Source organism: Mesorhizobium sp. J8, from assembly GCF_016591715.1.
GTDB lineage: Bacteria > Pseudomonadota > Alphaproteobacteria > Rhizobiales > Rhizobiaceae > Mesorhizobium.
In genome coordinates this window covers 17,739-44,647 of the sequence record NZ_AP024109.1, presented here as the reverse complement: position 1 = coordinate 44,647, position 26,909 = coordinate 17,739, and the positions used below count along the sequence as shown (strand labels likewise).

The following is a 26,909-nucleotide window of genomic DNA, read 5'->3' as shown; positions in this document are numbered from 1 at the left end:
CGTGTTTTAACGAAGCATGCGCGAAATCAGTTGCGCAGTATAGTCGACCATCGGCACGATGCGGGCGTAATTCAGGCGCGTCGGCCCGATGACGCCAAGCGCGCCGACGACGCGGGCGTCCTTGTCGCGATAGGGGGCGACGACCAGGGACGAGCCGGACAGCGAAAACAGCTTGTTCTCCGAGCCGATGAAGATGCGCACGCCCGGCCCTTCCTCGGCGAGGTCGAGCAGCTGCAGCAACCCGTCCTGCGTCTCGAGGTCCTCGAACAGATGGCGCAGCAATTCGAGGTCGGCCTGGGCGGTGACGTTTTCGAGCAGGTTGGCGCGGCCGCGCACGATGAGGCGCGCCGGCAGGCCGCTTTCGGCGCCGGCCCAGACCGCCAGCCCCTTCTCGACCAGATCCTGCGAGAGCGTATCGAGGGCGGCACGGGTTTCGTCCTTGATGCGGGCGATCTCGGCGCGCGCCTCGGCCAAGGTGCGGCCGCGGATATGGGCGTTGAGGAAGTTGGACGCCTCGTGCAGCTGCGAGACTGTGATGCCGGCCGGCAGGTCGATGACGCGGTTCTCGACGTCGCCGCTCTGCGACACCAGCACGGCAAGCGCCTTGGTCGGCTCCAGCTGGATGAACTCTATGTGCTTCAGCGCCACCTCGTTCTTGGAGGCAAGCACGAGGCCGGCGCCGCGCGACATGCCGGAGAGCATCTGGCTGGCTTCGGTCAGCATATGCTCCAGCGTCGCGCCCGAGCCGGAGGCGCGCACCTGCGCCTCGATGGCGCGGCGCTCGTCGTCGGATAGATCGCCGAGCTCCATGAAGGCGTCGACGAAGAAGCGCAGGCCGGTTTGGGTCGGCAGCCGCCCGGCGGAAACATGCGGCGCGTAGATCAGACCCAGATGCTCGAGATCGCTCATCACGTTGCGGATGGTGGCCGGCGACAGCGAGGACGGCAGGATGCGCGACAGGCTGCGCGAGCCGACCGGCTCGCCGTCGCGCAGGTAGGAATCGACGATCCGCCGGAAAATATCGCGCGAGCGCATGTCGAGTGACTGAAGTACGGGCGACTGAAGCCCGGGACCTTGGGACGTCGGATCGACTGGTTTGTTCATTCCGGCGAGAAACCTCCTGCCGAAAAGATATAGACTTAAGCCACAGCGGCGCAACCCAGGTGCCGCGTTTGCGATCGTCCGGCCGTTTTCCTTTGCGCCATGCCGCGCATGCGTCTACAAGCCGCCGACGAATCCGGGAAAGAACAGAAAGAGCCTCGATGCGCCCCTCCAAACGCCAAGCCGACGAAATGCGCGCCATCTCCTTCGAGCGTGGCGTGTCCAAGCACGCCGAAGGCTCGTGCCTGGTGAAGTTTGGCGACACGCATGTCTTGTGCACGGCGAGCCTTGAGGAAAAAGTGCCGGCCTGGATGCGCAATTCCGGCAAGGGCTGGGTTACGGCCGAGTACGGCATGCTGCCGCGCTCGACCGGCGAGCGCATGCGGCGCGAGGCTTCGGCCGGCAAGCAGGGCGGCCGCACGCTGGAGATCCAGCGGCTGATCGGCCGTTCGCTGCGCGCCGTGGTCGACCTGCAGGCGCTGGGCGAACAGCAGATCACCGTCGACTGCGACGTCATCCAGGCCGATGGCGGCACCCGCACCGCCTCGATCACCGGCGGCTGGGTGGCGCTCTATGATTGCCTGCGCTGGATGGAAGCGCGCCAGATGGTGAGCGTTTCCAAGGTGCTGAAGGACCATGTCGCGGCGATTTCCTGCGGGATCCATGACGGCCAGCCGGTCATCGACCTCGACTATCTGGAGGATTCCTCGGCCGGCACCGACGCCAATTTCGTCATGACCGGCAAGGGCGGCATCGTCGAGATCCAGGGCACGGCCGAAGGCGAGCCTTTCTCCGAGGAGCAGTTTTCCGCGCTGATGGGACTGGCGAAGAAGGGCATCCAGCGGCTGGTGAGCCTCCAGCAGATGGCGGTGGCGTAGGTACTTATGAGACCTTCCGCCATCCTCGAATCGGCTCTTTACGTCACCGATCTGGAAGCGGCGGAGGCATTTTATCGCGACATCATCGGCCTCGAGGCGCTGGGCAAGGTCGAAGGCCGCCACGTCTTCTTCCGCTGCGGCGACGGCGTATTGCTTCTCTTCAACGCCCAGGCGACCAAGATCCCGCCGCCGCCGGACGCTCGCCTGAAGGTGCCGCCGCACGGCACGGCCGGCGAGGGGCATCTCTGCTTTGCGGCAACCGCCGATGAGATCGCCACGTGGCGCGAGCATCTCGCCGCGAACGACATCGCCATCGAAAGCGATTTCGAGTGGCCGCAGGGCGGGCACTCGATCTATATCCGCGACCCGTCGGGCAATTCGATCGAGTTCGCCGAGCCGAGGATCTGGAGTTTCTGATGCATTCTTTGAACGGAAAGAAGATCGTCGTCGCCAGCCACAACGCCGGCAAGCTGCGCGAATTCGCCGACCTGATGGCACCGTTCGGCTTCGAGGCGAAATCGGCCAAGGAGTACGGCCTGCCCGAGCCGGACGAGACCGGCACCACCTTCGAGGAGAACGCCTATATCAAGGCATACGCCGCGGCCAAGGCAACCGGCCTGCCGGCGCTGTCGGACGATTCCGGGCTCTGCGTCGACGCGCTTGGCGGCGCGCCCGGCGTCTACACCGCCAATTGGGCCGAGAAGCCCGACGGCAGCCGGGATTTCGGCATGGCCATGCAAAAGACGGAGACTGCGCTGCAGGACGCCGGCGCGGCGGAGCCTTCGCAGCGCACCGGCCGCTTCGTCGCCGTCATTTGTCTCGCCTTCCCGGACGGCGAGGCCGAATATTACCGCGGCGAGGCCGAGGGCACATTGGTGTGGCCGCCGCGCGGCACACTCGGCTTCGGCTACGACCCGGTGTTTTTGCCCAACGGCTTCGACAAGACCTTCGGCGAAATGAGCGCGGAAGAAAAGCATGGCTGGAAGCCCGGCCAAGCGACGGCACTGTCGCACCGCGCCCGCGCTTTCCAGAAGTTTGCACAGGCCAGGCTGGATCTAGCCCGGCTCGGCTCGGAATGATTGGAACCGGCTATACCATGGCGCTCGACCGCAGCCCCGGCTTCGGCGTCTATATCCACTGGCCGTTCTGCGCGGCCAAGTGCCCTTACTGCGACTTCAACAGCCATGTCCGCCACCAACCGGTCGACCAGGAGCGTTTTGCCCGCGCCTTCGAAACCGAACTGGCAACCATGCGCGACCGCACCGGGCCGCGCGAGGTGACCAGCATCTTCCTCGGCGGCGGCACGCCGTCGCTGATGAAGCCGGAAACCGTCGGCGCCGTGCTGGAAGCGGTGGCGAGGAACTGGACGGCGCCGGCCGGCATCGAGGTGACGCTGGAGGCGAACCCTTCCTCGGTCGAGGCCGAGCGTTTCCGCGGCTATCGCGCCGCCGGGGTGAACCGCGTCTCGCTCGGCGTGCAGGCCCTGAACGACAAGGACCTGCGCTTCCTCGGCCGGCTGCACAATGTCGAGGAGGCGCTGCATGCCATCGGGCTCGCGCGGGACATCTTTCCTCGCCTCTCCTTCGACCTGATCTATGCGCGGCCCGGCCAGACGCCGGAGGCATGGGGCGCGGAGCTGGAGCAGGCGATCGGCTATGCGGTCGACCATCTTTCGCTCTACCAGCTCACCATCGAGGAGGGCACGCCCTTCCACGCGCTCTACGCGGCGAAGAAATTCACGTTGCCCGACAACGACCATGCCGCCGACCTCTATGCGCTGACGCAGGAGGTGACGGCGGCGCATGGACTGCCGGCCTATGAGATTTCCAACCACGCGCGGCCGGGCGCCGAGAGCCGGCACAACCTCACCTATTGGCGCTACGGCGAATATGTCGGCGTCGGCCCGGGCGCGCATGGCCGTTTCGTCGAGAATGGCCGCCGCACGGTGACGATCGCCGAGAAGATGCCGGAGACCTGGGTCAATCTGGTCGAGGCCAAGGGGAATGGCGTCACCGGCGGCGAGATCCTGACCCGCGCGGAAGAGGCGGACGAGTTCCTGCTGATGGGGCTCAGGCTCGCCGAAGGCATCGACCTGCAGCGCTACGAGGCGCTCTCGGGGCGCGGCCTCTCGAGCGCGCGGCTTTCGGTGCTGCAGGAAGAAGGCCTAGTGGCGCCGGTCGGCAATGCAAGGCTGCGCGCCACGACCGCCGGCATGATCGTGCTGGATGCCGTGGTGGCGGATCTGGCGCGGTAACTCGCGCGCTCGTCATTCTCGGGCTTGACCCGAGAATCCATGGCGTGACCTATGCGAAGGATGCGGCGGTCCAGAATTCTGCGCCGTTGATAGCGCTTCGATGTAACGGCATGGATTCCAGGGTCTGCGCGCGTCGCTTCGCTCCTTGCTCCGCCCTGGAATGGCGAAGGGAAGCTGCCTGCGCTCACATGCGACGCTTCACGCGTCGTGCTTCTGGCGGTGCTTGCCGCGGTGCTTCTCGCCATGCGCCTCGTCGTGGCGGACAGGCTTCGCATCGGCCTTGTCGCGGCGTGCGCCGTCCTGGGCGGCGATGGGGTGTGGAGGGATGCCCTCGCGGGCGGTCTTGCTTTCAAGTCGGCCGATGAAAATATCGAAGCGATTGGGCATCGTTCGGTCCTGCCTCCTCCCGGGAATCAGGGGTTAAATTCGCCGTTGCCGGTTTCGTTCCGCACTGTGGCAAAGGCAAGGCGATTTCCTCAGGCCGGCCTCACGTTTTGCAACGAGGCGTCAGCCATGCGAAACAGGGTGACCATGAGGGGCAACCGGTGACCGGCGACAAACGCAGCTATCTGATCGGGCAAAGCGAGATCGCGGCGCGGCCGCTCGCGCCGGCGCTCTATCTGGTGGCGACGCCGATCGGCAATCTGGCCGACATCACGCTGCGCGCGCTGGAGACGCTGGCCGCCGCCGACATCGTCGCCTGCGAGGACACCCGCGTCTCGCGCGTGCTGCTCGAACGCTATGGCATCCGCCGGCGCACAACGGCCTATCACGAGCACAATGCGCAAGAGGCCGGGCCGAAGCTGATCGAGGCGCTTGCGGCCGGACAGAGCGTGGCGCTGATCTCCGACGCCGGCACGCCGCTGGTTTCCGACCCCGGCTACCGGCTGGTCGGCGAGGCGCTGGAGCAAGGCATTCGCGTGGTCCCGATCCCGGGGCCTTCGGCCGCGCTTGCCGCGCTGACCGCGTCCGGCCTGCCCTCCGACGCCTTCCTGTTCGCCGGCTTCCTGCCGGTAAAGGCCGGGCAGCGGCTGGCCAAGCTGGAAACATTCAAGGCGGTGCCGGCGACGCTGATCTTCTTCGAATCGCCCAGACGGCTGGCCGAGACGCTTGGCGCCATGGTCGAGGCGCTGGGCGGCGGCCGGAAAGCTGCGATCGGTCGCGAGCTGACCAAGGCCTTCGAGGAGATGCGCACCGGAACGCTTGCCGAGCTTGCCGACCATTATGCGGCGGCCGACACACCGAAGGGCGAGATCGTCATCTGCGTCGGCCCGCCGGAAGCGGCGGAGGAGCAGCCGGCCGACATCGATCGGCTGCTCTTGTCGCTCGCGGCCGAAATGCCGGCGTCGAAGGCCGCGGCCGAAGCGGCGAAAATGACCGGCGGCCAGAAGCAGGCGCTCTACCGGCGGCTGCTGGAGCTCAAGGACGGACCATGATCCCGAAAAGTGGGCACGGGTTTGGATAAGATCATGGTCAAGCAAAAAGATGGCTGAGCGCACTGTCGGCCACCGGCGAAAAGCCTATCGGCGCGGCCATCGCGGCGAGTGGCTGGCGGCTCTGGCGCTGATGCTGAAAGGCTACCGCATCCTTGCCCGCCGCCATCGCACCAGGCTCGGCGAGATCGACCTGATCGCCCGGCGCGGCGACCTCGTTCTGTTCGTCGAGGTCAAGGCGCGGCGGACATTGATCGAGGCGATGGAAGCGATCGGCCATGAATCGGAGCGCCGCATCGAGGGCGCCGCGGATATCTGGCTGTCGCGCCAACCGGATTATGGCAGGCTTTCAATGCGTTTCGACATGGTGGCGGTGCTGCCCTGGCGCTGGCCGGTGCATGTCGAGAACGCGTTCTATGGGAGGAATTGAGGGGGCTTACCCCGCTGCAAGGGGCAGACAATCGCATATGGCAGCGCTGGCCCCCTCATCCGGCCGCTTCGCGGCCACCTTCTCCCCAGTGGGGAGAAGAGGTTGGCGCCGGCGCCGACGGTCTCCTCTCCCCTCGGGGAGAGGTCAGCCGAGCGAAGCGGAGGCTGGGTGAGGGGGAGTGGCGTTTGTGGTTGCCATTCCCCCGGGGGCGACGCCTCACCCCCAAACCATCAATGCCACCAGCCCAGCGATCCCCACCACCAGCCGCCACCAGCCGAACAGCGCATAGCCTTTGCGCGAGACGTAATCGAGCAGGACGCGCACGACGATCAGCGCGGCGATGAAGGCGGCGATGAAGCCGACGGAAATGATCGGCAGGTCGGCCGCGGTCAGCACGTTTCGGTTCTTGAAAAGGTCGAAGGCGAAGGCGCCGACCATGGTGGGCATGGCGAGGAAGAAGGAGAATTCGGCGGCCGCGCGCTTGTCGACGCCCATCAGCAGCGCGCCGACGATAGTCGAGCCGGAGCGCGAGGTACCGGGGATCAGCGACAGGCACTGGAACAGGCCGATCTTGAGATAGACGCTCAGCGGGAAGCGCTCGACATCGTGATGCACCGGCTTGAAGTTGACGCGGTCGACGATAAGCAGCACCACGCCGCCGATGATCAGCATGATGCAGATGAGCCTCGGCGATTCGAACAGGATGGTCTTGATGAAATCATGCGCCAACGCGCCGATAACCGCCGCCGGCAGGAAGGCGATCAGGATGCCTATGACGAAATGCCTTGTTTGCGGGTCGCTTGGCAGCTTGACCAGCATCCGCCAGAGCTTGCCGAAATAAACACTCAAAATGGCCAGGATCGCGCCGAGCTGGATCAGGATCTCGAAGGCCTTGCCGGTGGAATGAAAGCCGAGGAAATGGCCGGCAAGCAGGATATGACCGGTCGAGGACACCGGGATGAACTCGGTCAGGCCCTCCAAAAGCCCAAGCAGCAGCGCTTCGACGATGGTCTGGCTTTCCATGGCAACCTCTGCTTTTGGATGATGGCTAAGGGAAGGGTTTGCTTGTCACGGGGCGGAAGTGTCCCTATAGGTCGCAACACCATGACAGTCCCTGGAATCGGGCGGCCAAGACTTACCGGCGCCGTTAACGATTCGCCAGTGTGGCAATCCGGAATTCGCCGCACCACGGAGGAGCGCAATGTGCGAATTCCGGATTCTGAGCCACACTGTCAACTTTAAGTTCTAGTGTGGTTTTGGATTTGAAGTTCCTGGACGCTGATGCCATTGAGGGTACAGGAACTTCAAATCCACCACACTAGTGCGCCCTATCATCGCGGAACCATGCTGACGCTTTTCCATCATCCCATGTTCGCCACCTGCCGGTTCGTCCGCCTCGCCTTCGGCGAGTATGGCGAGGAGCTGGCGCTGATCGAGGAAAAGCCATGGACCAGGCGCAAGGAGTTCCTGGCGCTGAATCCGGCCGGAACGCTGCCGATCCTGCTCGCCGAAGGCGACGTGCCGATCGTCGGCGCCATGGTGATTGCCGAATATCTCGACGAGACCCGGGGCGTCTTGAAGCGCGACAAAAGACTGTTCGCCGAGGACCCGATGCAGCGCGCCGAAATCCGCCGGCTGACGGACTGGTATCTTGCGAAGGCCGAGAGCGAAGTGACCCGCCATCTCGTGCGCGAGCGCGTGCTGAAGCCGGTCATGCCGGAGACGGCCGGCGGCGGCTCGCCCGACTCGGCGGCGATCCGCGCCGCGCGCGCCAACATCCGCCAGCACATGAAATACACCAATTGGCTGGCCGGCACGCGCCATTGGCTGGCCGGCAACAAGGTGACCTATGCCGACCTCGCCGCAGCGGCGACGCTTTCGGTGCTCGATTATCTCGGCGAGATCGACTGGCGCGAACATGGCGCCGCGCGCGAATGGTACACGCGGGTGAAATCGCGGCCGTCCTTCCGGCCGCTGCTCTCCGACCGGGTGCGCGGCCTGTCGCCGGTATCGCATTATGCGGACCTCGACTTCTGAAAAACTGCGCGCGCTGATTGACGCGGAGGCGCGCCGCGCCGGTTTCGAGGCGGTCGCCGTGACCCGGCCGGACGCGATCCCGCTGGCACCGGCAAGGCTCGCCGAATTCGTCGCCGACGGTTTCCACGGCTCGATGGCGTGGATCGCCGAGACGCTTCAGCGCCGGGCCGAGCCCTCGACGCTGTGGCCGGAGGTGCGCTCGATCGTGGTGCTCGCCATGAATTACGGCCCGGACCGCGATCCGCGCGATATCCTGGCGAAGTCCGACCGCGGCGCGATCTCGGTCTATGCGCAGAATCGCGACTATCACGACGTGATGAAGGGCCGGCTGAAGGAGATCGCCGGCAAGATCGTGGCGAAGGCCGGCGGCGACGTGAAGGTGTTCGTCGACACCGCGCCGGTGATGGAAAAACCGCTGGCGGAAGCGGCCGGCCTCGGCTGGCAGGGCAAGCACACCAACCTGGTCAGCCGCGCGCATGGCTCGTGGCTGTTCCTCGGCACGATCTTCACCACAGCCGAGCTGGAGCCGGACAAGGCAGAGATCGACCATTGCGGCTCCTGCCGCGCCTGCCTCGACGCCTGCCCGACCGGCGCGTTTCCCGTGCCCTACCGGCTCGATGCGCGGCGCTGCATCTCTTACCTCACCATCGAGAACAAGGGGCCGATCCCGCGCGAATTCCGCGAGGCGATCGGCAACCGCATCTATGGCTGCGACGATTGCCTGGCCGCCTGCCCTTGGAACAAGTTCGCCAGCGCGGCTTCCGAGGCGAAGCTTGCCGCGCGCGAGGATCTGCGCGAGCCGAAGCTGTCCGAGCTGCTCGCCCTCGACGATGCGGCGTTCCGCGCTTTCTTCTCGGGTTCCCCGGTCAAGCGCATCGGCCGCGACCGTTTTGCCCGCAACGTGCTGATCGCCGCCGGCAATTCGGGCGATGCTGCTCTGACGCCCATCGTCCGAGGCCTTTTGGGCGATGCCTCGCCGCTGGTGCGGGGTGCGGCAATCTGGGCTCTGTCGCGACTGCTTCCCGACCGCGAATTTGGCGACCTCGCCGCCACGGCTTCGAAGACCGAGACGGATGCGGCCGTTCAAGAGGAATGGCTGGCGGCCTTGGCACCCGGAGAGGTTCACCTATGAGCGAAAGACGCTTCTTCATCTTCGGCGCCGGCTATTCGGCCAAGGCTTTCGCGCGGGCCAACGCCCAACACGCGCCGGTCTTCGGCACGACCCGGGCCACGGAAAGGTTCGAAGCGCTGCGATCGGCCGGCATCGGGCCGCTGCAATTCGACGGCGCGCTGTCGCCGGAACTCGGCGACGCGCTTCGGCAGACCACCCATCTCATCGTCTCGGTGGCTCCCGACGAAGCCGGCGATCCGGTGCTCAACGCCGCCGGAGCAACGATCCGGGCAAACATGCCGGCGCTGCAATGGATCGGCTATCTCTCCACTGTCGGCGTCTATGGCGACCATGGCGGCGCCTGGGTTGACGAGACAAGCGACTGCCGGCCGGTGTCGAAGCGTTCCGTGATGCGCGTGGCGGCCGAACGGGAATGGCTGGCGCTCGGCCAAGAGATCGGCAAGCCGGCGGCGATCCTGCGTCTGTCCGGCATCTACGGGCCCGGCCGCAACGCGCTGGCCAATCTCGAGGACGGCACGGCGCGGCGGCTGGTCAAGCCGGGGCAGGTGTTCAACCGCATCCATTGCGACGACATCGCCGGCGCGCTGTGGCATCTCGCCGGCAGCAACCGCGGCGGCATCTTCAACGTCACCGATGACGAGCCGGCGCCGCCGCAGGACGTCGTGGCCTATGCCGCCGGACTGATGGGCGTCGAACCGCCGCCGGACATTCCCTTCGAGACCGCCCAACTTTCGCCCATGGCGCGGTCTTTCTATGGCGAGAACAAGCGCGTCGCGAATCAGGCGATCAAGGCGGCCGGCTACCGCTTCCGGTTTCCCAACTACCGGGTGGCGCTGGAGCGGATGTGGACCGAGGGCAACTGGCGGGACGGCGCGCCGCGCAGCCCGATGCGAGGATGATGCCGAAAAGTGTGAAGCGGTTTTCGGACGACATCATCCTTCTTGATCCAGCGCTGAAGATCGATGCGGGACGCGCGCCGTGGTATGATTCGTTCCGGGTTCGCCGACCATGCGGCATAGACTGGAGAGGGACCCAGCCTGATGAATTTGCGATCGCTGCCTGACCGCAAGCCGTTCCTGACCGCCGCGCTGGCGCTGGTGGCGCTCGCCGCGCTGGCGGCTGCCGCCATTTCGGCCGAACCGCGCGCGAAGGAGCTGTTCGGCGCCCAGAAGCTGCCGGCGGTCGCGCCGGCGCAATCCTTCGGCTTCTATTCGAAAGGCTGCTTCACCGGCGGCGTGGCGCTGCCGATGGAAGGTCCGACCTGGGAAGTGATGCGTCCGTCGCGTAACCGCCGCTGGGGCCATCCGGCGATGATCGCGCTGATCGAGAAGCTCGCGCGCGATGCCCACGCCGATGGCTGGCCGGGGCTTCTGGTCGGCGACGTCTCGCAGCCGCGCGGCGGACCGATGATGACCGGCCATGCCTCGCACCAGATCGGGCTCGATGCCGACATCTGGCTGACGCCGATGCCGAAGCAGCCGCTGACCATCGCGCAGCGCGAGACGATGAGCGCCACGCTGATGGTCGACGAGAAGACGCATCTGGTGAAGGACGCGCTGTGGACGCCGGCGCACACAAGGCTGCTCAAGCGCGCGGCGAGCTATCCGGAGGTCGAGCGCATCCTGGTCAATCCCGGCATCAAGAAGAAGCTCTGCGACACCGTCACCGGCGACCGTTCCTGGCTGCGCAAGATCCGGCCGTTCTGGGGCCATGACTATCATTTCCATATGCGCATCGGCTGCCAGCCGGGCTCGCCGTTCTGCAAGGGGCAGGAGACAACGCCGAACGACGACGGCTGCGGCAAGCCGCTGGCCTGGTGGTTCACCGAGGAGCCGTGGCGGCCGAACAAGAACCCGGACGCCCCCAAGGCGCGCGACGTGATGACGATGGCCAATCTGCCCAGGCAGTGCCAGGACGTGCTCGCTGCGCCGGACGCGCCGTCGCTGGAGGCGGTGACCTATCATGGCGGAAGCGCCGCAGCGGTCGCTGTCGCCGAACCCGAGCCCAGCGAGCCGGCGGAAACGATCTCCAGCGGCAACGCCGCCATGCCGGCGGCCGCAAGCGCCTTCGCGCCGACGCCCAAGATCGGCATCCCGCTGCCAAGGCCGAGACCGGGGAACTAGTGCGTTTCACCGTTTCACGGAAACGGCGAAATACCTTATCTTTTTGCTTAGACGCAATTCCGGACGGAAACCGCTCACACTTTTCCTGGGAATTGCTCTAAGGCGCGAGCGGGCTTCCCCTTTGCGGGGTCATGCGCTAGTCAATCGATTGAAATGGGCGATTGAACCGGCGCAGCGGCGCCGCAGCGAGGACGACCAAGAGCATGGCAGGCGAAGACGAGAAGGGACTGCGGTTTCCGGTCCTGATCGGCGACATTGGCGGCACCAATGCGCGTTTCTCGATCGTGCTCGACGCGAATTCGGAAGCGACGGAGCCGCAGATCGTCCAGACCGCCAACTTCAAGACCATCGACGAGGCGATCCAGGCGGCGGTGCTCGACCGCTCGTCCGTCCAGCCGAACTCGGCGGTGCTGGCGGTCGCGGGGCCGGTCGACGGCGACGAGATCCCGCTCACCAACTGCCCCTGGGTCGTGAAGCCTCGGCAGATGCTCGCCAATCTGGGCCTGAGCGAGGCCGTCGTGCTCAACGATTTCGAGGCGCAGGCGCTGGCGGTGGTGGCGCTCGGCGAAGAGCATATGGAAAAGATCGGCGGCGGCGCGCCGGAACCCAATGCGAGCCGCGTCGTGCTCGGCCCCGGCACAGGCCTCGGCGTCGCCGGACTGATCTATGCGCTCAACCACTGGATCCCGGTGCCGGGCGAGGGCGGGCACATGGATATCGGCCCGCGCACGCCGCGCGACTTCGAGGTGTTCCCGCATATCGACAAGCTCGAAGGCCGCATCTCCGGCGAGCAGATCCTGTGCGGACGCGGGCTGGTCAACGTCTACCGCGCCGTGGCGAGGACAGACGGCAAGCCGACGCCCTTAGCGACGCCGGCCGAGATCACCGGCGCCGCGCTCGCCAAAACCGACGCAGTGGCCGAAGAGGCGCTGGAGCTGTTCGTCACCTGCCTCGGCCGCACCGCCGGCGATCTCGCGCTGGTGTTCATGGGCCGCGGCGGCGTGTTCCTCACCGGCGGCATCGCGCAGAAGATCGTGCCGGCGCTGAAGGAAGGCAATTTCCGCGCTGCCTTCGAGGACAAGGCGCCGCACAGCGCGCTGATGCGCAAAATGCCGGTCTATGTCATCACCCATCCGCTGGCGGCGCTGCTCGGGCTCGCCGCCTATGCCAGGACGCCATCGCTGTACGGCGTCAACACGGCGGGGCGGCACTGGCGGACCTGAGCGCGCCAGGGGGTGGCGATCGGCCACCGCGACGAAGTTTCGCCATAGGCAAGCCGTAGCCGGGCTATCCCTTTGTTTTGACGCAATTCCGGACGGAAAACCGCTCACACTTTTCCTGGAATTGCTCTAAGAGGATGCCGAAATACGGCCCATCCGACACGCGGAAACCACGAAGCGCCCCTGATTTGACCGTCCAATCTTCCCTCAAACTGAAAGTCCAGCCCACCGAGGTCAGCGCCGTGCTGCGCCGCATCCTGGCCGAAAACGGCAAGGAATACCGTTGGACTTATGTCGTCGCCGTCGCATGCCTGCTGATCGTTTCCGGCTCCACCGCCTTCACGGCGTGGATCATGGCCCCGATGATCAACCAGATCTTCTACGAACGGCGCAGCGACATGATCGTCTGGATCTGCGCCGGTTTCATGGGCGCCTCCGTACTGCGCGGCTTCGCCGGCTACGGCCAGGCGGTGGCGCTGGCCAAGATAGGCAACAATCTGGTCGCCCGCTACCAGAAGCGCAGCTTCGACCATCTGATGAAGCTCGGCGTCGACTTCTTCAACGAGACCCGTTCCGGCCGGCTGGCGGCGCAGGTCAACGAGAATGTCGGCGGCATCCGCGACCTGCTGTCGCTGACGCTGACCTCCATCAGCCGCGACGCGGTCTCGCTCGTCGCACTCGTCTGCGTGATGATCTACCAGGATCCGGTCTTGTCGCTCAGCTCGCTGCTGATCGGGCCGCCGCTGATCTGGGCCGTCATCTACATCACCCGCCGCCTGCGCAAGATCAACCGCGAATCCGTGCTGATCAACTCGCGGCTGAACGGCTCGGTGCAGGAGGCCACGCAAGGCATCGCCATCGTCAAGGCCTTCACCCTGGAGGACGAGCTGGCGCGCCGCATCGGCATCATGGCCGACACGGCCGAGCAGCGTAACAACAAGATCGCCCGCGTCTCGGAGCGGCTGTCGCCGATCTCCGAAATTCTCGGCGGCCTCGCCATCACCGCCGTGCTTGCCTATTCAGGCTATCGGGCGCTGGTGCTCGGGCAGCCGCCGGGCGCGGTGTTCTCCTTCATCACCGCGCTGATCCTGGCCTATGACCCGGCTAGGCGCTTGGCGCGCACGCAGGTCGGCATGGAGCGCGCCCTGGTCAACGCGCGCATGATCTACGAGCTGCTCGACCTCGAGCCGAAGCAGGGCGACGCGCCCGACGCGGTCGAAGCGAAGGTCACCACCGGCGAGGTGCGCTTCAACAATGTGACCTTCGGCTACAACCCCGACACGCCGGTGCTGAAGGACCTGACCTTCACCGCCGCGGCCGGCAAGGTCACGGCCGTCGTCGGCGCCTCGGGCGCCGGCAAGTCGACGATGGTGGCGCTGCTGCAGCGCTTCTACGACGTCGACAAGGGCACGATCGAGGTCGACGGCCAGGATATCGCCAAGGTAACCAAGCATTCGCTGCGCCAATCGATCGCCTATGTCGCGCAGGCGCCGTATCTCTTCGAAGGCACGATCCGCGACAACATCCGCTTCGGCCGGCTTTCCGCGACCGACGCCGAGATCGAGCAGGCGGCGAAACTGGCGGCGGCCGACGAGTTCATCCGCCAGCAGCCGCAAGGCTACGACACGCCGGTCGGCGAAGGCGGCTCGACGCTGTCCGGCGGCCAGCGCCAGCGCGTGTCGATCGCGCGCGCCATCGTTCGCCAGGCGCCGATCCTTCTGCTCGACGAGGCGACCTCGGCGCTCGACAACGAGGCCGAGGCGCGCGTGCAGGAAGCGTTGACCCATGTGATGGAGGGGCGCACGACGATCGTCATCGCGCACCGGCTGTCGACGGTGGTCAATGCCGACCACATCATCGTGCTGGAAGAGGGACGGCTGGTCGAGGAAGGCACGCATGCCTCGCTGATGGCCGATCCGCACTCCGTCTATGCCCGCTTCCACCGCATCCAGGGCAAGAAGGGGCTGGGGCTTGTCGACGACGTCAAGGCAAGCCAAACTTCAGCCCAGACTCCGGCGCCGCGCAGCCGCGCCAGGAAGACCATCGGGAGAAGCGCATGAGTGAATCGGGCGATATGGGCCTGGTGGTGGTGGGCGCTGCGGGCCGCATGGGCCAGACGCTGATCCGCGCCATCCATACGATGCCCGGCGCGCGTGTCGCCGCCGCGATCGAGCGGCCGGACTCCCCCTATCTCGGCAAGGATGCCGGCGAGCTTGCCGGCATCGGCACCGTCAACGTGCCGATCGTCGACGATCCGCTGCCGGCCTTCGCCAAGGCCGACGGCGTGCTCGATTTCACCGCGCCGGCCGCAAGCGTCGAATTCGCCGGCTATGCCGCGCAGGCGCGCATCGTCCATGTCATCGGCACCACCGGCTGCTCGGCCGACGATGACGCGAAGATCGCCGCCGCCGCGCGGCATGCGACGATCGTCAAATCCGGCAATATGAGCCTCGGCGTCAACCTTCTGGCGGTGCTCGTCGAGCAGGCCGCAAAGGCCCTCGACGCCGACGATTTCGACATTGAGATCCTAGAGATGCATCATCGCCACAAGGTCGATGCGCCGTCCGGCACGGCGCTGCTGCTCGGCGAGGCGGCGGCCAAGGGGCGCGGCATCGATCTTGCCGACAACAGCGTGCGGGTGCGCGACGGCCATACCGGCGTGCGCAAGGCGGGATCCATCGGCTTCGCCACGCTGCGCGGCGGCTCGGTGGTCGGCGACCACAGCGTGATCCTTGCCGGCACCGGCGAGCGCATCACGCTCTCCCACCATGCCGAGGACCGGGCGATCTTCGCCCGCGGCGCGGTGAAAGCCGCACTTTGGGCCCGCGGCAAGAAGCCCGGCCTCTATTCCATGCGGGATGTGCTCGGCCTGAGCTGACACAAGCCTGAAGTATTTCCTTCTTACGCAATTCCGGACGGGAAATCGCTGGAACTGCCAAACCCCAGAGGAGCTGACATGTCGGGAACTCTCGTGCTCGTGCGCCACGGCCAGAGCGAATGGAACCTGAAGAACCTGTTCACCGGCTGGCGCGACGTCGACCTGACCGAGCAGGGCACGGCGGAAGCGCTGGCGGCCGGCGAAAAGCTCAAGGCGCGCGGCCTGAAATTCGACATCGCCTACACCTCCGCCCTGAAGCGGGCGCAGAAGACCTGCCAGCACATCCTCGACGTGGTCGGCCAGAGCGACCTCAAGACGATCCGCGACCAGGCGCTCAACGAGCGCGATTATGGCGACCTCTCCGGCCTCAACAAGGACGACGCGCGCAAGAAATGGGGCGAGGAGCAGGTGCATATCTGGCGCCGCTCCTACGACATCGCGCCGCCCGGCGGCGAAAGCCTGAAGGACACCGGCGCGCGCGTGTGGCCCTATTACCTGCACGAGGTGCAGCCGCATGTGCTGCGCGGCGAAACCGTGCTGGTCGCCGCGCACGGCAATTCGCTGCGCGCGCTGATCATGGCGCTGGACGGCAAGAGCGGAGAGGAGATCGTCAAGCTCGAGCTCGGCACCGGCGTGCCGGTGATCTACAAGCTCAACGCCGATTCCACGGTAGCGAAGAAAGACGTGCTGGAGGGGTAAGCTTCCTTCCCCGTTCACGGGGAGAAGGTGCCGGCAGGCGGATGAGGGGCGGCGCCAGCTTCGGCGATTAACCCGTCCGGACTCAGGCGACAGCTGAACCCCACCTAATCACCGTCGGCGCCGCCACTCACCTGCCTGCCGGCACCCTCTCCCCGTATAGTGGCGGGGAGAGGGAAGCTCCCGCCGCCGGTTTCGCCAATCGTTGCGGGAATGGCGATGAGGGCAGCGCGGCCATCGACAAAAAAGCGCGTTGACACATACCGTTTGCCCGCTTACTAGAGCGCCCACCAGCCCAGATGGCGGAATTGGTAGACGCGCACGGTTCAGGTCCGTGTTCCGCAAGGAGTGGAGGTTCGAGTCCTCTTCTGGGCACCATCTTTTCCCGACTACCAACGGGATCAATAAGATAGGCCTTTTCGATTCATTTGTGCTCGCCGGCCTTTTTGGCGATCGGATTGGCTATGCGCCTTCCCCCTGGTCGTCTTCGCTGATCCGCAAGCTGGCTCCCCGAAGCGGGAGACCGAGGCGGGCGGCGACGCGTTGCGATCCGAAATTGCCTCGGTCCGTGCTGTAGAACAGCGTGCGGGAACGGAGCTCGGGCAATCGGGACCATCCGGCAGTCGCGCTGGCGGCAAGGCCCCGCCCCCTGAAGGCTTTCACCGTTACCAGCCCGAGTTCGGCGCCGGCATCCGCCAATCGAGCCGCAAAGGCGATGGAAGCGACCTCCCCGTCGATCAGAGCCGCGCACCATGGCGCCCAAAAGTCCGATACCTCACGGAAGCCGAGTTCGAACAAGCCTTCCGGTACTCCCTCCGCCTTCCAGGACCGGATCAGAGCCTGGCCACTTTCGGAATCGCTGCCGACAAGCCGCACCCCGCTGGGATACGGGTGCCCGTGCGGCAGGTGGTAGATCAAACCAAAATTGTGCCGCGCATGGTTGCCGCCACCGAGGAGCGCCAGGTAGCGTTCAAGATGTCTTGGCGTTGCGGGATTCGCGAAGGGCGGCTCGGTGGCGAGAAGTCCTTCGAGCTCTCCCGCCAGCTCATCAGGCAGATCGGCGTGCACCCCGAAGACGTTGCCGGATGCGCAGCCTGCCAACCATAGTCGAGGCCCCGGTGAGCAATCAGGATCGTTCTCGCCGGCAATCCGTCCATCGCGGCTCAGTCGAAACAGCGTGTGATAGTCCGTGCGGAGCCAGTCGGCGGTCATCCAGCACAGCTTAACGATTCGACGACGCCGGTCCAGCGTCGGCTTTGACGTGCTGTTGAAGGCGCCTATCAGATGAGGTCGCCGACCAGCCGGCCGGCTATTTCACCGAGCTCGTCACGGTCGGATCGACGGCGTCGGGCACGGACTTGCGCTCATTGCCGGCGAAGATGCCAATGAGGAGAAGGCTGAGCACGACCGGCACAAACAGGATGGCAACGCGCGCCTGCACGTAGAAGATGGCGCGCCATTCGTTTCGCTTTTCGTCGTTCATCTTGCTCGCTCTGTCTGCGCCTCCCCGGGGAGGGGACATAGAGAGGAAGCGTTAAACATCTCCTTCCGATTTCGTTAATTGGGGGTGATCTGCGTTAATCGCACAGGGCAGCGCTGCCCCGCTCCGTCCGCTTCGCCGAGCCGGAGGTGGGTCGACCAGCGCTACATTAAACAATGCATGGCGAAAAGTCCGCCGCGCCGATCAAACAGCCGGCAGCGCGAAAAGCCGGCCGCCGGCCGGCACCACATCGTCGATGCCGGCAAGGCGCAGGCAGTGCCAGGCCATGGCGTGGTTGGAGGAGGTGACGGGAATGCCGATGCGCCGCTCCAGATCGGCGACCGCCTCGGCGACGCGCAGGCTGGTGCAGGAGATGAAGATCGCGTCGACGCCAGGCACTTCAGCCATGCGTTCGGCCGCCGCTTCGATGGAGGTGAGAGAGATGCGGGCCGCCTCGCGGTCGTCACGGCGGTCGAAGGTGGCGACGGCGGCGATATCAAGCCCGCGGCCGGTGAAATAGCGGACCAGGCCCTGGTTGATCTCGGGCGCGTAAGGGGTGAGCAGCCCGATGCCCCTGGCGCCCAATGCCTTGAAGGCGGCGAGGGCGCCGGTGACCGGCGTGGTGCAGGCGACGCCCGGCCGAACCTTCCTGATCTCGGCAAAGACGGCTTCCTCGCCCAGCGTCATGGTGGCCGAGGTGCAGCCGAAGCCGACGACGTCGAGCGGGATCGAGGGCAGGATGAGGTCGACGGTGGGCGCGATGCGCGGACCGATGGCGCGCAAAGTCTCCGGGGTGATGTCGTTGTCGTTGAACAGGCGCGCCTCGTAGAAGGCGACGCCCGGAATGCGGATCAGCGCGCGGAACTCATGCTCCAGCGTCTGATCGGTGGCAAGGATCGCGAGCCCGATCGCCGCACGCGAGGCGAGGCCGCCGTCGATCTCCGAGGGCAGCACGCCCAGATCGACCGGCCTGGGGTCGACCGGCCCTGACGATTGAGTGCGGGCCGCGGCTGCACTGACAGACATGGCATTCCCTTTCCTGGTCGATCCCAAGCCGGGATCATGCGCTCAATTCAAAAGTCCATCCATGGAAATCGCCGGCTTGCGGCCCGCGATCAGATCGGCGGTGATGCGGGCCGAGCCGTGCGACATGGTCCAGCCGATATGGCCGTGCCCGGTGTTGAGGTAGAGATTGCGTAGGCGCCGCCGGCCGAATTCGGGCAGATTGTTGGGCGTCATCGGCCGCAAGCCTGCCCACATCTCGGCGCGGTCGTAATCGGCGCCTTCGGGATAGAGCTCCTCGGTCACGCCTTTCATGAAGGCGAAATCGGCAGGCTTGTGGCTGGTGTCGTAGCCGGCGAACTCGGCGGTGGCGGTGACGCGCAGCCGGTCGCCGAAGCGCGAGACGGCGACCAGATTGTGCTCGTCGATCGCGGCGATGGTCGGAGGGGCGGGCCGGTTGCCGATCGGGATGGTCAGCGAATAGCCCTTGATCGGATAGATCGGCAGGCTGAGCCCGACCGTCCTGGCGATCAGCGGACTGTAGGAGCCGAGCGCCAGCACATAGGCGTCGCCCTTGACCGCCCCCTTGTCTGTCAGCACCTGCGCGACGCCGTCGCCCGATGTCTCGATGCCGGTGATGGTCGTGCCGGTGCGGATCTCGCCGCCGCGCTCGATCACCTTGGCGGCGAGCGCGCGTGTGAACTTCGCCGGGTCGCCGGTCTCGTCGGTCGGGCAATGGATGCCGCCGGCGATCTTCTCCTTCGCGGCGGCCAGCGACGGATCGAGCGTGACGATGGCGTCACGGTCGAGCACCTTGATCAGCTGACCGTCGGATTCCAAGAGCCGCATATGATCGACGCCTTTGTCGAGCGCCTGCTGGCTGCGGTAGAAATAGAGGATGCCGCGATCGTTGCGGTCATAGTCGATGGCCTCATCCGCCACGACTTCTTGCAGCACCGACTGCGAATAGACGGCAAGCCGGTGCTTGAGCAGCGTGTTGCGCCGGGCCTTCTCGGCCGTGCATTCCATCAGGAACAGCCACGACCATGTATAGAGCCGAGGATCGGCCGACAGCTTGAAGCGCAGCGCCTGGTCCTTCAGCACCAGCGATTTGAGCAGGATCATCGGCGCCCTGGGCGAGGACCAGACGAAGGAATGCCCCGGCGCGATCATGCCGGCATTGCCCCAGCTGGTCTCGGCGGCGACCTGAGGCTGGCGCTCGAGGATGACGACCTCGTGCCCGTCCTTTTGCAGCTGGTAAGCCGTGGTGACGCCGACCACGCCGCCACCCAACACGATCACGCGCATCACGCCTCCGGAGATCGCAAGCTGGGGGCAGTTTAGAGGGGAATTGGAAATTGCAAAGGTGGGAGTGTTAGGCCACGAGCGTGGCGGCGAGAGGTCGTCACTTGCAGACGAACTGCCACAAACCTGGAGGGTGTGGGCATGTTAGGTTCAAATCCGATCGTCCTCATGTCTATGTTACTCGACGCATATACTGACCGGCGATAGTTTCGACAGTTGGTTTCAACCTTCTAAGGTCGCCGAGGTGTCTCCGTGCGCGAGGTATTGGGTGCGAGCGCTATTGCCGCATTTCTGTCGGCGACTCCTGCCCATGCTGACGCGGGGCAAGAGGCTTATGACAAGGGTCAATACGGCATTGCGTTGGACTATTGGCGGCCGCTAGCAGAGCAAGGGGTCGCAACAGCCGAATTCGGCCTCGGGTTGATTTACGAAACGGGCCGTGGCGTGAAGCAGGATTTCCCGACCGCGTTGGTCTGGTACCAGAAGGCGGCCGATCAGGGTCTGGCAGACGCTCAATGCGCCGTCGGAGCAATGTACTCCAAAGGCCGCGGTGTTCCGGTAGATCCCGCCAAGGCAGTCGTTCTTTATCGGATGGCCGCCGAGCAAGGGAATGTTCACGGAGAAGTAAATCTCGGGGGGATGTACATCTATGGACGCGGCGTCCCTCAAGACTACGTTATGGCAGCCTATTGGTATGGTAAGGCTGCGGACGCCGGAAACTCGCTTGGACGAGCAGATTTGGCGCTACTTTACCTAACCGGGCGCGGCGTCCAAAAAGATATCTCTGAGGCAGCAACCTTGTACAGAGAGGCAGCCGAGGCTGGAGATCCGGTGGGAGAAAATGGCCTGGGTGTATTGTACCAGAAAGGCTTGGGGGTTCCTCAAGACTACAATCTCGCGCTGTCATGGTACCGCAAATCCGCCGAGCAAGGTGACCCGGAAGCGGCCAGTAATCTCGGAATAATGTATTCCAGAGGTGAGGGTATCCCGAAGGACTTGGACCAAGCCCGTACCTGGCTGCGCAAGGCAGCTCACCGAGGGAATGACAACGCTATTCTGGAGCTTCGACGTCTGGGAGAACAATTACCCTAAGCTAGCGGGGTTCGCTTCTCACTCTCCCAACGCCTGCTCCAGATCCGCAATCAGATCATCGCCGTCCTCGATGCCGCAGGACAATCGCACCAGCGAATCGGAAATCCCGATCGCCCCGCGCTTTTCCGCCGGAATCGAGCCGTGTGTCATCAGCGCCGGATGCTCGATCAGGCTTTCGACGCCGCCGAGGCTTTCGGCGAGCGTGAAGAGCTGGGTGCGTTCGAGGAAGCGTTTCGTCCCCGCGAGATCGCGGTCGAGGTCGACGGAGATCATGCCGCCGAAGGCGTGCATCTGCTGGACCGCGACGGAATGCTGCGGGTGGCTGGCGAGGCCGGGATAGATCACCCGGCGGACATCTTTTCGCGTCTCCAGCCATTGCGCTATTTTAAGACCATTGGCCGAATGGCGCTCCATCCTGAGCGCTAGGGTCTTGATGCCGCGCAGCGCCAGGAAACTGTCGAACGGGCCGGAGATGGCGCCGATGGCGTTCTGCAGGAATTTCAACTGGGCGGCGAGATCCTTGTTGTCGCCGACGACTGCGACGCCGCCGACCATGTCGGAATGGCCGTTGAGATATTTCGTCGTCGAATGGACGACGATGTCGATGCCGAGCTCCAGCGGGCGCTGGATATAGGGGCTGCAGAAGGTGTTGTCGGCGACGGTGAGCAGGCCTTTGCGTCTGGCAAGCGCGGCGACCGCTTCGAGGTCGACGATACGCAGCAGCGGGTTGGTCGGCGTCTCGACCCAGAGCAGTTTGGTCTCCGGGCGGATCGCAGCCTCGACGGCGGCGAGGTCGGTGAAATCGGCGAAGCTAACCTCAAGCCCCGCCGAGCGTTTGCGCACCCGCTCCATCAGCCGGAACGAGCCGCCATAGATGTCGTCGGTGGCGACGATATGGGCGCCGGAATCGAGGAGCTCGAGCACCGTGCCGATCGCCGCCAGGCCGGAAGCGAAGGCGAAGGCGGCCGAGCCGCTTTCGAGGTCGGCGACCGCGCGCTCGAAGGCGAAGCGCGTCGGGTTCTGGCTGCGGGCGTACTCAAAACCCTTGTGCACGCCGGGCGACTGCTGGCCATAGGTTGAGGTGGCGTAGATCGGCACCATCACCGCGCCGGTCAGCGGGTCATGGCTCTGGCCGCCATGGATGGTGCGGGTGGAAAAGGCCAGGCGGTTCTTGCCGTTTGAAGTCATCTTGCGCGGCGCCTCAGATGGTTGATCAGGTCGATACGGGTTATCAGACCGATGAACTCCTCGCCATCGAAGACGATGGCCACCTCGTTGCGGTCGAAGACAGGCAGCAGCGCATCCAGCGTCTGGTTGGCCTGCAGCGTGTGGAGGTTCGACGTCATGGCCGTGCGCACCGGCGCGTTGAAGCGGTCCCAGCGGCCTTCATAGGGGCCGTCGACCTTGGCCAGGATGTCGCTTTCGTCGACGATGCCGACCAGCTTGCCCTCGTCCAGCACGGGCAGTTGCGAGACATCGGAACGGCGCATGCGGCCATAGGCGTTGAGCAGGCTTTCCTCCGGACCGACCGTGACGATGTCGCCGGTGCGCGGCGAGCGCATCACGAGATCGCGCAGATCGCCATGCTGCTCCTGGTCGGCAAGGCCCTGCTCGGCCAGCCAGATATCGTCGAACACCTTCGACAGATATTTGTTGCCGCTGTCGCAGACCAGGGTGACGACGCGCTTGGGCACCGTCTGCTCGCGGCAATAGCGAAGCGCCGCCGACAACAGCGTGCCGGAGGAGGAGCCCGCCAGGATGCCTTCGCGCGACAAGAGATCGCGCACCGCCAGCATGCTCTGCTTGTCGGTGATGGAATAGGCCTTCTTCACCAGCGAGAGGTCGGCATTGGGCGGCACGAAATCCTCGCCGATGCCCTCGACCGTCCAGCTGCCGGCCTCCTCCATCTTGCCGGTCTTGATCAGCGGCGCCAGCACCGAGCCGACCGGATCGGCGAGCACCATCTCGGTCTTGGGCGAATGTTTCGCGAAAAAGCGGCCGAGGCCGGTGAGCGTGCCGCCGGAGCCGACGCCCACCACCACCGCGTCGACGTCGCCCTCGAGCTGCGAGAAGATTTCCGGGCCGGTCGTCGTCTCATGCGCGAGCGGGTTGGCGGGGTTGGCGAACTGGTTGGCATAGAAGGCGCCGGGCAGATCGGAAGCGATCTTCTCGGCCATGTCCTGGTAGTATTCGGGATGGCCCTTGCCGACATCGGAGCGCGTCATGCGCACTTCGGCGCCCAAAGCACGCAGATGCTGGATCTTCTCGCGCGACATCTTGTCGGGCACGACCAGGATGATGCGGTAGCCTTTCGGGATGCCGACCTGGGCAAGGCCTAGGCCGGTGTTGCCGGCGGTCGCCTCGACGATCGTACCGCCGCGCTTCAGCTTGCCGGCCTTCTCGGCGGCGGCGATCATCGACAAAGCGATACGGTCCTTGATCGAGCCGCCGGGATTCTGGCTTTCGAGCTTGATGAACAGCCGGCATTTGCCGGTGTCGAATTTGGTCAGCTCGACGACCGGCGTCTGGCCGATCAGGTCGAGCACCGAGGCGTAAGGCGGGCGAAGTCTCGACAGGTCGGTGTGCGCGCCGCCGGGCGCCGCTTTTGTCTGCTCGCTCATCTTGAGTGCTCCATCGAACCAGTTCGAGGCGGATCCTGGCAATCTCGCGCATCTTTTCCAAAAGCCGGTTCCCACTTTTTGGGATCATCCTCTAGCCGCGGGAAGCCATTCCGGTTTCGCGCGTCGCGCGCCCTGTCTTTTCCAGCCCTTTTCATCCGGAAAGAAGATAGATCGTGCCAATCCGGCGGCGAGTGGAGGAATGGAATTTCGCGGGAGGGCGCTCTATCGCCTGTTGAACTGGCGGGACAGCGTCCCCCTCGGCAGAAACTCACCCCAGCAGCTGCTTGCTCAGCTTCGCGCTTTGCACGCGGATATCCGGAATGGCGTCGATCTCGAAGAAGGTGCCGCGCGTCAGCGGGCCGACGGCGAGCAGCTTCGACGACACCGTGCCGTCTGCCGCGATCAGCTCGCATTTCGCGGTGACGTCGAGGCCGAGGCGCAGCGGATCGGGCCGCGCCACGCCCCGCTCGAGCAGCGCACGCACGACGCCGTTCGACGTCCTCGAAATGTCGCGGGCGATGCCCATGCAATCATAGAGGCGGGCGACCTCCAGAGTCTCGACATCCTGCGTGCCGCGCGGCTGGATTTTCACGACGAAGCCGTCGTTGGGTTCTATGTCCACCACCCGCCCGGCGACAAGGCGGATGCGACCCGACCCGACCGCTTCGGTGACCCGCGCGTAGACTTCCGGCGCCATGCGGTGGCGGTGGATGTCCCACCAGGCCTTGGTGTGCTCGACGAAGCGGCGTTTTGCCGAGGAGGGCCAATTCTGCCAGATCGTCTGGTTGAAGGGCCGCAAGCCGTCGACGACGTCGCGCCAGTCGCCACCGGCCTTCTGGGTCTCGCGGATCAGATTGCGGAACCAGGCGACGAAATAGGAAAGCTCGGTGCCGAGCGGGATATCGGCGATATCGAGCTTGATCGGATTGCCCTTGCGGTGCGGCGACGGCAGCAGGCCGCGCCGCGACACCGCGACGATCGGGCCGCGATGGCCGCGCTGCTCCAGCGAAAGGAAGGCGTCGACCATGCTGAGGCCCGTGCCGAGCAACAGGACCGGAGCTTCGGGATCGAGCGCGGTGTCGGCCTCCGACCCCATGCGGATGGCATGGCCCTGGAAGGCGCCCGGCTGCTCGTCATGGCCGGTGGCCAGAACGGCGAGATGCGCGACGACGCTGGTGCCGTTGGCCAAGGCCACCTCGACGCCCGACGAGGTCGGGGAGATGGAAAGGCTCTCCTCGCGGATCAGCCTGAGGCGGCCGGTCTCGCGCTCGCGTTCCTCGAGCGCCTCGAGCACGTCCTGCAGATAGCGGGCATAGAGGCTGCGCGGCGCATAGAACGGCCCCTGGTCCGGCTTCGCCAGGCCGCGCTCCAGCACCCAGCGGGCGAAATGCGTGGGGTCGTCGGCGTAAGCGCTCATGCCGGAGGCGTTGACATTGAGCACATGCGCCGAAAGCAGCGTCGAATAGGCCATGCCCTGGCCGAAATGCGGCCGCTTCTCGATCAGCGTGACGCGCAGGTCCGGATTGGGCGATTTGAGCAGATGCGCGGCCAGCACGACGCCGCTGGCGCCGCCGCCGACAATGATGATGGAATTGGCGCGTCCAACCATGGTTGCGAGCCGGAACTTCTGTCGAGCGATCAGCGCGCGGCGGTCGCCGCGGGCGGCCTCGGCCGCAGGCCACGAACGATCGCCGGAACGGCTTTTAGAAGGTTGCGCATCGTTCTCTCACTCCCAATGTTGATAAGATTACTATACTAAGAGGGCTGGGCACGAAACCGTGGTTCCAATTCGCCTACCCTTTGAAGCATGGATTTGCCTAGGCGGGCTGACCGGAGAATTTTCGTTCGCTGGATCGACCACCCTTGGCGATTGGCTACGCCATCCTTCGGTCTCATTCCAGGGCGGAAGGGACGGCTTCGCCAATCGCAAAGGGCGGCCAAGGCGCGGCAGCCGGCTGGCCATCAGCGCCCCTACCCACAACCCTCCTTTTGCGCTTCCGCCGCCGGTACCCGGCGACACTTTTCCAACAAAACACTCCTCGTTGGAAGGATTTAACTCTACAAACCTGATAGAATTAGCGGACGATAGAAAGGCAATCTGGTTTTCAGGGGTTTATGGAGCCTTTCAATGTCAATCCTTTCACGACGCGTTCTGCTTTTCTCGTCGGCGGCGGTTATCGCCGCCGCTCTGGTCGGTCCGGCCAGCGCGGACGATCTCAAGATCACCATCGGCTACCAGACGGTGGTCGAGCCTTCGAAAGTGCCGCAGGCCGACGGCGCCTATGAAAAGGCAATCAAGGCCGCGATCGACTGGCGCAAGTTCGATTCCGGGGCCGACGTCATCGCCGCGATCGCCTCCGGATCGGTCGATATCGGCTATGTCGGTTCGAGCCCGCTGGCCGCGGCCGCCAGCCGCGAATTGCCGATCGAAACCATCTTCGTCGTCGGCCTGATCGGCCCGTCGGAAGCGCTGGTCGCCCGCAACGGCGCAGGCATCGAGAAGGTCGCCGACCTAACCGGCAAGAAAGTCGCCGTGCCGTTCGTCTCGACCACGCATTACAGCCTGCTCGCGGCGCTGAAGCATGAAGGCGTGGATCCGAAGTCGGTGCAGATCCTCAATTTGAGGCCGCCGGAGATCGCCGCCGCCTTCGCGCGCGGCGACATCGACGCAGCCTATGTCTGGGACCCGGCGCTCGGCCAGGTGAAGACGTCCGGCAAGGTGGTGCTGGACTCCTCGCAGGTCGCCGCCTGGGGCGCGCCGACCTTCGACGCCTGGATCGTGCGCACCGATTTTGCCGACAAGCACCCCGAAGCCGTGCGCGACTTCGTCAAGGTGACCGGCGAGGCCTATGCGCAGTTCCTCGCCAAGCCCGAGGCCTGGTCGGCGTCGTCGCCGGAAGCCGGCAAGATCGCCAAGCTGACCGGCGCCAAGCTGGAAGAGGTGCCGGAGCTGCTCAAGGGCTATGTCTTCCCCCCGCTCGAGGAGCAGGCTTCGGACAAGTTCCTCGGCGGCGCCACCGTCAAGGCCGTCGCGGCAACGTCCGCCTTCCTCAAGGAGCAGGGCAAGGTCGACGCGGTGCTGCCCGACTATTCGAAATATGTGACGGCGAAATATGCCAGCGAGGCGCTCGCCTCGAACTGAGCCTTTCTCCATGGCAATTCCCGGAAGGATGACCGCCTTTCCGGGGATTGTCCGACAAGCGCGGCCCCTTCTTCCCTGGCCTTGC

At 65.3% G+C, this 26,909-nt stretch carries 26 protein-coding genes and 1 tRNA gene; 17 read left to right on the top strand and 10 right to left on the bottom strand.

From position 1 onward, the window contains the following. Window positions 1-6 precede the first annotated feature (6 nt). On the bottom strand, window positions 7-1,104 hold the full coding sequence (gene hrcA, locus MJ8_RS00245) for a heat-inducible transcriptional repressor HrcA (RefSeq protein ID WP_201412553.1): 1,098 nt from the start codon (window positions 1,102-1,104) through the stop codon (window positions 7-9). A 158-nt stretch (window positions 1,105-1,262) separates the two neighbouring features. Here hrcA and rph point away from each other — a divergent pair, with 158 nt between their 5' ends. From rph to hemW, 4 genes are read left to right on the top strand one after another with little or no spacing between them, the layout of a single operon-like run. Continuing rightward, window positions 1,263-1,979: a ribonuclease PH gene (rph, locus tag MJ8_RS00240; RefSeq protein ID WP_201412552.1), complete on the top strand. Its 717-nt coding sequence runs from the start codon at window positions 1,263-1,265 to the stop codon at window positions 1,977-1,979. A gap of 6 nt (window positions 1,980-1,985) precedes the next feature. Then, window positions 1,986-2,396: a VOC family protein gene (locus MJ8_RS00235; protein WP_201412551.1), complete on the top strand. Its 411-nt coding sequence runs from the start codon at window positions 1,986-1,988 to the stop codon at window positions 2,394-2,396. After that, window positions 2,396-3,058 (top strand): RdgB/HAM1 family non-canonical purine NTP pyrophosphatase, encoded by a 663-nt coding sequence (rdgB, locus tag MJ8_RS00230; protein ID WP_201412550.1) that lies wholly within the window; start codon window positions 2,396-2,398, stop codon window positions 3,056-3,058. The genes MJ8_RS00235 and rdgB overlap by 1 nt, the downstream gene beginning before the upstream one ends. Then, window positions 3,055-4,233: a radical SAM family heme chaperone HemW gene (hemW, locus tag MJ8_RS00225; RefSeq protein WP_201412549.1), complete on the top strand. Its 1,179-nt coding sequence runs from the start codon at window positions 3,055-3,057 to the stop codon at window positions 4,231-4,233. The genes rdgB and hemW overlap by 4 nt, the downstream gene beginning before the upstream one ends. A 198-nt stretch (window positions 4,234-4,431) precedes the next feature. On the opposite strand, the gene MJ8_RS00220 is transcribed toward hemW, so the two are convergent. Continuing rightward, on the bottom strand, window positions 4,432-4,620 hold the full coding sequence (locus MJ8_RS00220) for a hypothetical protein (RefSeq protein ID WP_201412548.1): 189 nt from the start codon (window positions 4,618-4,620) through the stop codon (window positions 4,432-4,434). A gap of 158 nt (window positions 4,621-4,778) precedes the next feature. Here MJ8_RS00220 and rsmI point away from each other — a divergent pair, with 158 nt between their 5' ends. Both rsmI and MJ8_RS00210 read left to right on the top strand, forming a co-directional pair. Beyond that, window positions 4,779-5,669: a 16S rRNA (cytidine(1402)-2'-O)-methyltransferase gene (rsmI, locus tag MJ8_RS00215; protein ID WP_201412547.1), complete on the top strand. Its 891-nt coding sequence runs from the start codon at window positions 4,779-4,781 to the stop codon at window positions 5,667-5,669. Between the two features lie 49 nt (window positions 5,670-5,718). Beyond that, window positions 5,719-6,096 carry a YraN family protein gene (locus MJ8_RS00210; RefSeq protein WP_201412546.1) on the top strand — a complete coding sequence of 126 codons (378 nt, stop codon included), beginning with the start codon at window positions 5,719-5,721 and terminating at the stop codon, window positions 6,094-6,096. A gap of 216 nt (window positions 6,097-6,312) precedes the next feature. Here MJ8_RS00210 and MJ8_RS00205 read toward each other — a convergent pair whose 3' ends face one another. Then, on the bottom strand, window positions 6,313-7,119 hold the full coding sequence (locus tag MJ8_RS00205) for an undecaprenyl-diphosphate phosphatase (RefSeq protein WP_201412545.1): 807 nt from the start codon (window positions 7,117-7,119) through the stop codon (window positions 6,313-6,315). Window positions 7,120-7,440: 321 nt separating this feature from the next. On the opposite strand from MJ8_RS00205, the gene MJ8_RS00200 reads away from it, so the two are divergent. The 9 genes from MJ8_RS00200 to MJ8_RS00160 all read left to right on the top strand — a co-directional run bounded on the left by MJ8_RS00200 (window position 7,441) and on the right by MJ8_RS00160 (window position 16,560). Continuing rightward, on the top strand, window positions 7,441-8,133 hold the full coding sequence (locus MJ8_RS00200) for a glutathione S-transferase family protein (protein WP_040986376.1): 693 nt from the start codon (window positions 7,441-7,443) through the stop codon (window positions 8,131-8,133). Continuing rightward, window positions 8,114-9,265: a tRNA epoxyqueuosine(34) reductase QueG gene (gene queG / locus MJ8_RS00195; protein ID WP_201412544.1), complete on the top strand. Its 1,152-nt coding sequence runs from the start codon at window positions 8,114-8,116 to the stop codon at window positions 9,263-9,265. Before MJ8_RS00200 ends, queG begins: the two co-directional genes overlap by 20 nt. Next, window positions 9,262-10,164: an SDR family oxidoreductase gene (locus tag MJ8_RS00190; RefSeq protein ID WP_201412543.1), complete on the top strand. Its 903-nt coding sequence runs from the start codon at window positions 9,262-9,264 to the stop codon at window positions 10,162-10,164. Before queG ends, MJ8_RS00190 begins: the two co-directional genes overlap by 4 nt. A 141-nt stretch (window positions 10,165-10,305) precedes the next feature. Continuing rightward, complete coding sequence (gene mepA, locus MJ8_RS00185) at window positions 10,306-11,388, top strand: penicillin-insensitive murein endopeptidase (protein ID WP_201412542.1); 1,083 nt, start codon at window positions 10,306-10,308, stop codon at window positions 11,386-11,388. Window positions 11,389-11,591: 203 nt separating this feature from the next. Further along, the gene (locus tag MJ8_RS00180) at window positions 11,592-12,611 is read left to right on the top strand and encodes a glucokinase (protein ID WP_201412541.1); all 1,020 of its coding nucleotides are present in this window, start codon (window positions 11,592-11,594) and stop codon (window positions 12,609-12,611) included. Window positions 12,612-12,745: 134 nt separating this feature from the next. Next, window positions 12,746-14,668, top strand: coding sequence for an ABC transporter ATP-binding protein (locus MJ8_RS00175; RefSeq protein ID WP_225248092.1), 1,923 nt, complete (start codon window positions 12,746-12,748; stop codon window positions 14,666-14,668). Further along, a complete protein-coding gene (gene dapB / locus MJ8_RS00170; protein ID WP_201412539.1) occupies window positions 14,665-15,486 on the top strand; it encodes a 4-hydroxy-tetrahydrodipicolinate reductase in 822 nt (273 codons plus the stop codon). Before MJ8_RS00175 ends, dapB begins: the two co-directional genes overlap by 4 nt. 78 nt (window positions 15,487-15,564) lie before the next feature. Further along, entirely contained in the window at window positions 15,565-16,185 is a 621-nt protein-coding gene (locus tag MJ8_RS00165) for a 2,3-bisphosphoglycerate-dependent phosphoglycerate mutase (protein ID WP_201412538.1), read from the top strand. Between the two features lie 290 nt (window positions 16,186-16,475). Beyond that, window positions 16,476-16,560: transfer RNA gene (locus MJ8_RS00160), tRNA-Leu, on the top strand. Window positions 16,561-16,644: 84 nt separating this feature from the next. Here the strand turns inward: MJ8_RS00160 and MJ8_RS00155 are convergent. From MJ8_RS00155 to MJ8_RS00140, 4 genes are all read right to left on the bottom strand, one after another. Next, window positions 16,645-17,394 (bottom strand): GNAT family N-acetyltransferase, encoded by a 750-nt coding sequence (locus MJ8_RS00155; RefSeq protein WP_201412537.1) that lies wholly within the window; start codon window positions 17,392-17,394, stop codon window positions 16,645-16,647. A 97-nt stretch (window positions 17,395-17,491) separates the two neighbouring features. Further along, window positions 17,492-17,665, bottom strand: a complete 174-nt coding sequence (locus MJ8_RS00150) for a hypothetical protein (RefSeq protein WP_201412536.1) — start codon at window positions 17,663-17,665, stop codon at window positions 17,492-17,494. Window positions 17,666-17,866: 201 nt separating this feature from the next. Beyond that, window positions 17,867-18,688: an aspartate/glutamate racemase family protein gene (locus MJ8_RS00145; RefSeq protein WP_201412535.1), complete on the bottom strand. Its 822-nt coding sequence runs from the start codon at window positions 18,686-18,688 to the stop codon at window positions 17,867-17,869. 42 nt (window positions 18,689-18,730) lie between these two features. Beyond that, on the bottom strand, window positions 18,731-19,972 hold the full coding sequence (locus tag MJ8_RS00140) for a D-amino acid dehydrogenase (RefSeq protein ID WP_201412534.1): 1,242 nt from the start codon (window positions 19,970-19,972) through the stop codon (window positions 18,731-18,733). A gap of 249 nt (window positions 19,973-20,221) precedes the next feature. Here MJ8_RS00140 and MJ8_RS00135 point away from each other — a divergent pair, with 249 nt between their 5' ends. Next, window positions 20,222-21,061 (top strand): tetratricopeptide repeat protein, encoded by an 840-nt coding sequence (locus MJ8_RS00135; protein WP_201412533.1) that lies wholly within the window; start codon window positions 20,222-20,224, stop codon window positions 21,059-21,061. 18 nt (window positions 21,062-21,079) lie between these two features. Here the strand turns inward: MJ8_RS00135 and MJ8_RS00130 are convergent, their stop codons facing one another. From MJ8_RS00130 to MJ8_RS00120, 3 genes are all read right to left on the bottom strand, one after another. Then, window positions 21,080-22,249: a trans-sulfuration enzyme family protein gene (locus tag MJ8_RS00130; RefSeq protein ID WP_201412532.1), complete on the bottom strand. Its 1,170-nt coding sequence runs from the start codon at window positions 22,247-22,249 to the stop codon at window positions 21,080-21,082. Beyond that, a complete protein-coding gene (locus MJ8_RS00125; protein WP_201412531.1) occupies window positions 22,246-23,682 on the bottom strand; it encodes a pyridoxal-phosphate dependent enzyme in 1,437 nt (478 codons plus the stop codon). Before MJ8_RS00125 ends, MJ8_RS00130 begins: the two co-directional genes overlap by 4 nt. Window positions 23,683-23,950: 268 nt before the next feature. After that, the gene (locus MJ8_RS00120; RefSeq protein ID WP_201412530.1) at window positions 23,951-25,291 is read right to left on the bottom strand and encodes an FAD/NAD(P)-binding protein; all 1,341 of its coding nucleotides are present in this window, start codon (window positions 25,289-25,291) and stop codon (window positions 23,951-23,953) included. Window positions 25,292-25,810: 519 nt separating this feature from the next. On the opposite strand from MJ8_RS00120, the gene tauA reads away from it, so the two are divergent. Next, the gene (gene tauA, locus MJ8_RS00115) at window positions 25,811-26,824 is read left to right on the top strand and encodes a taurine ABC transporter substrate-binding protein (RefSeq protein WP_201412529.1); all 1,014 of its coding nucleotides are present in this window, start codon (window positions 25,811-25,813) and stop codon (window positions 26,822-26,824) included. Window positions 26,825-26,909: the final 85 nt, after the last annotated feature.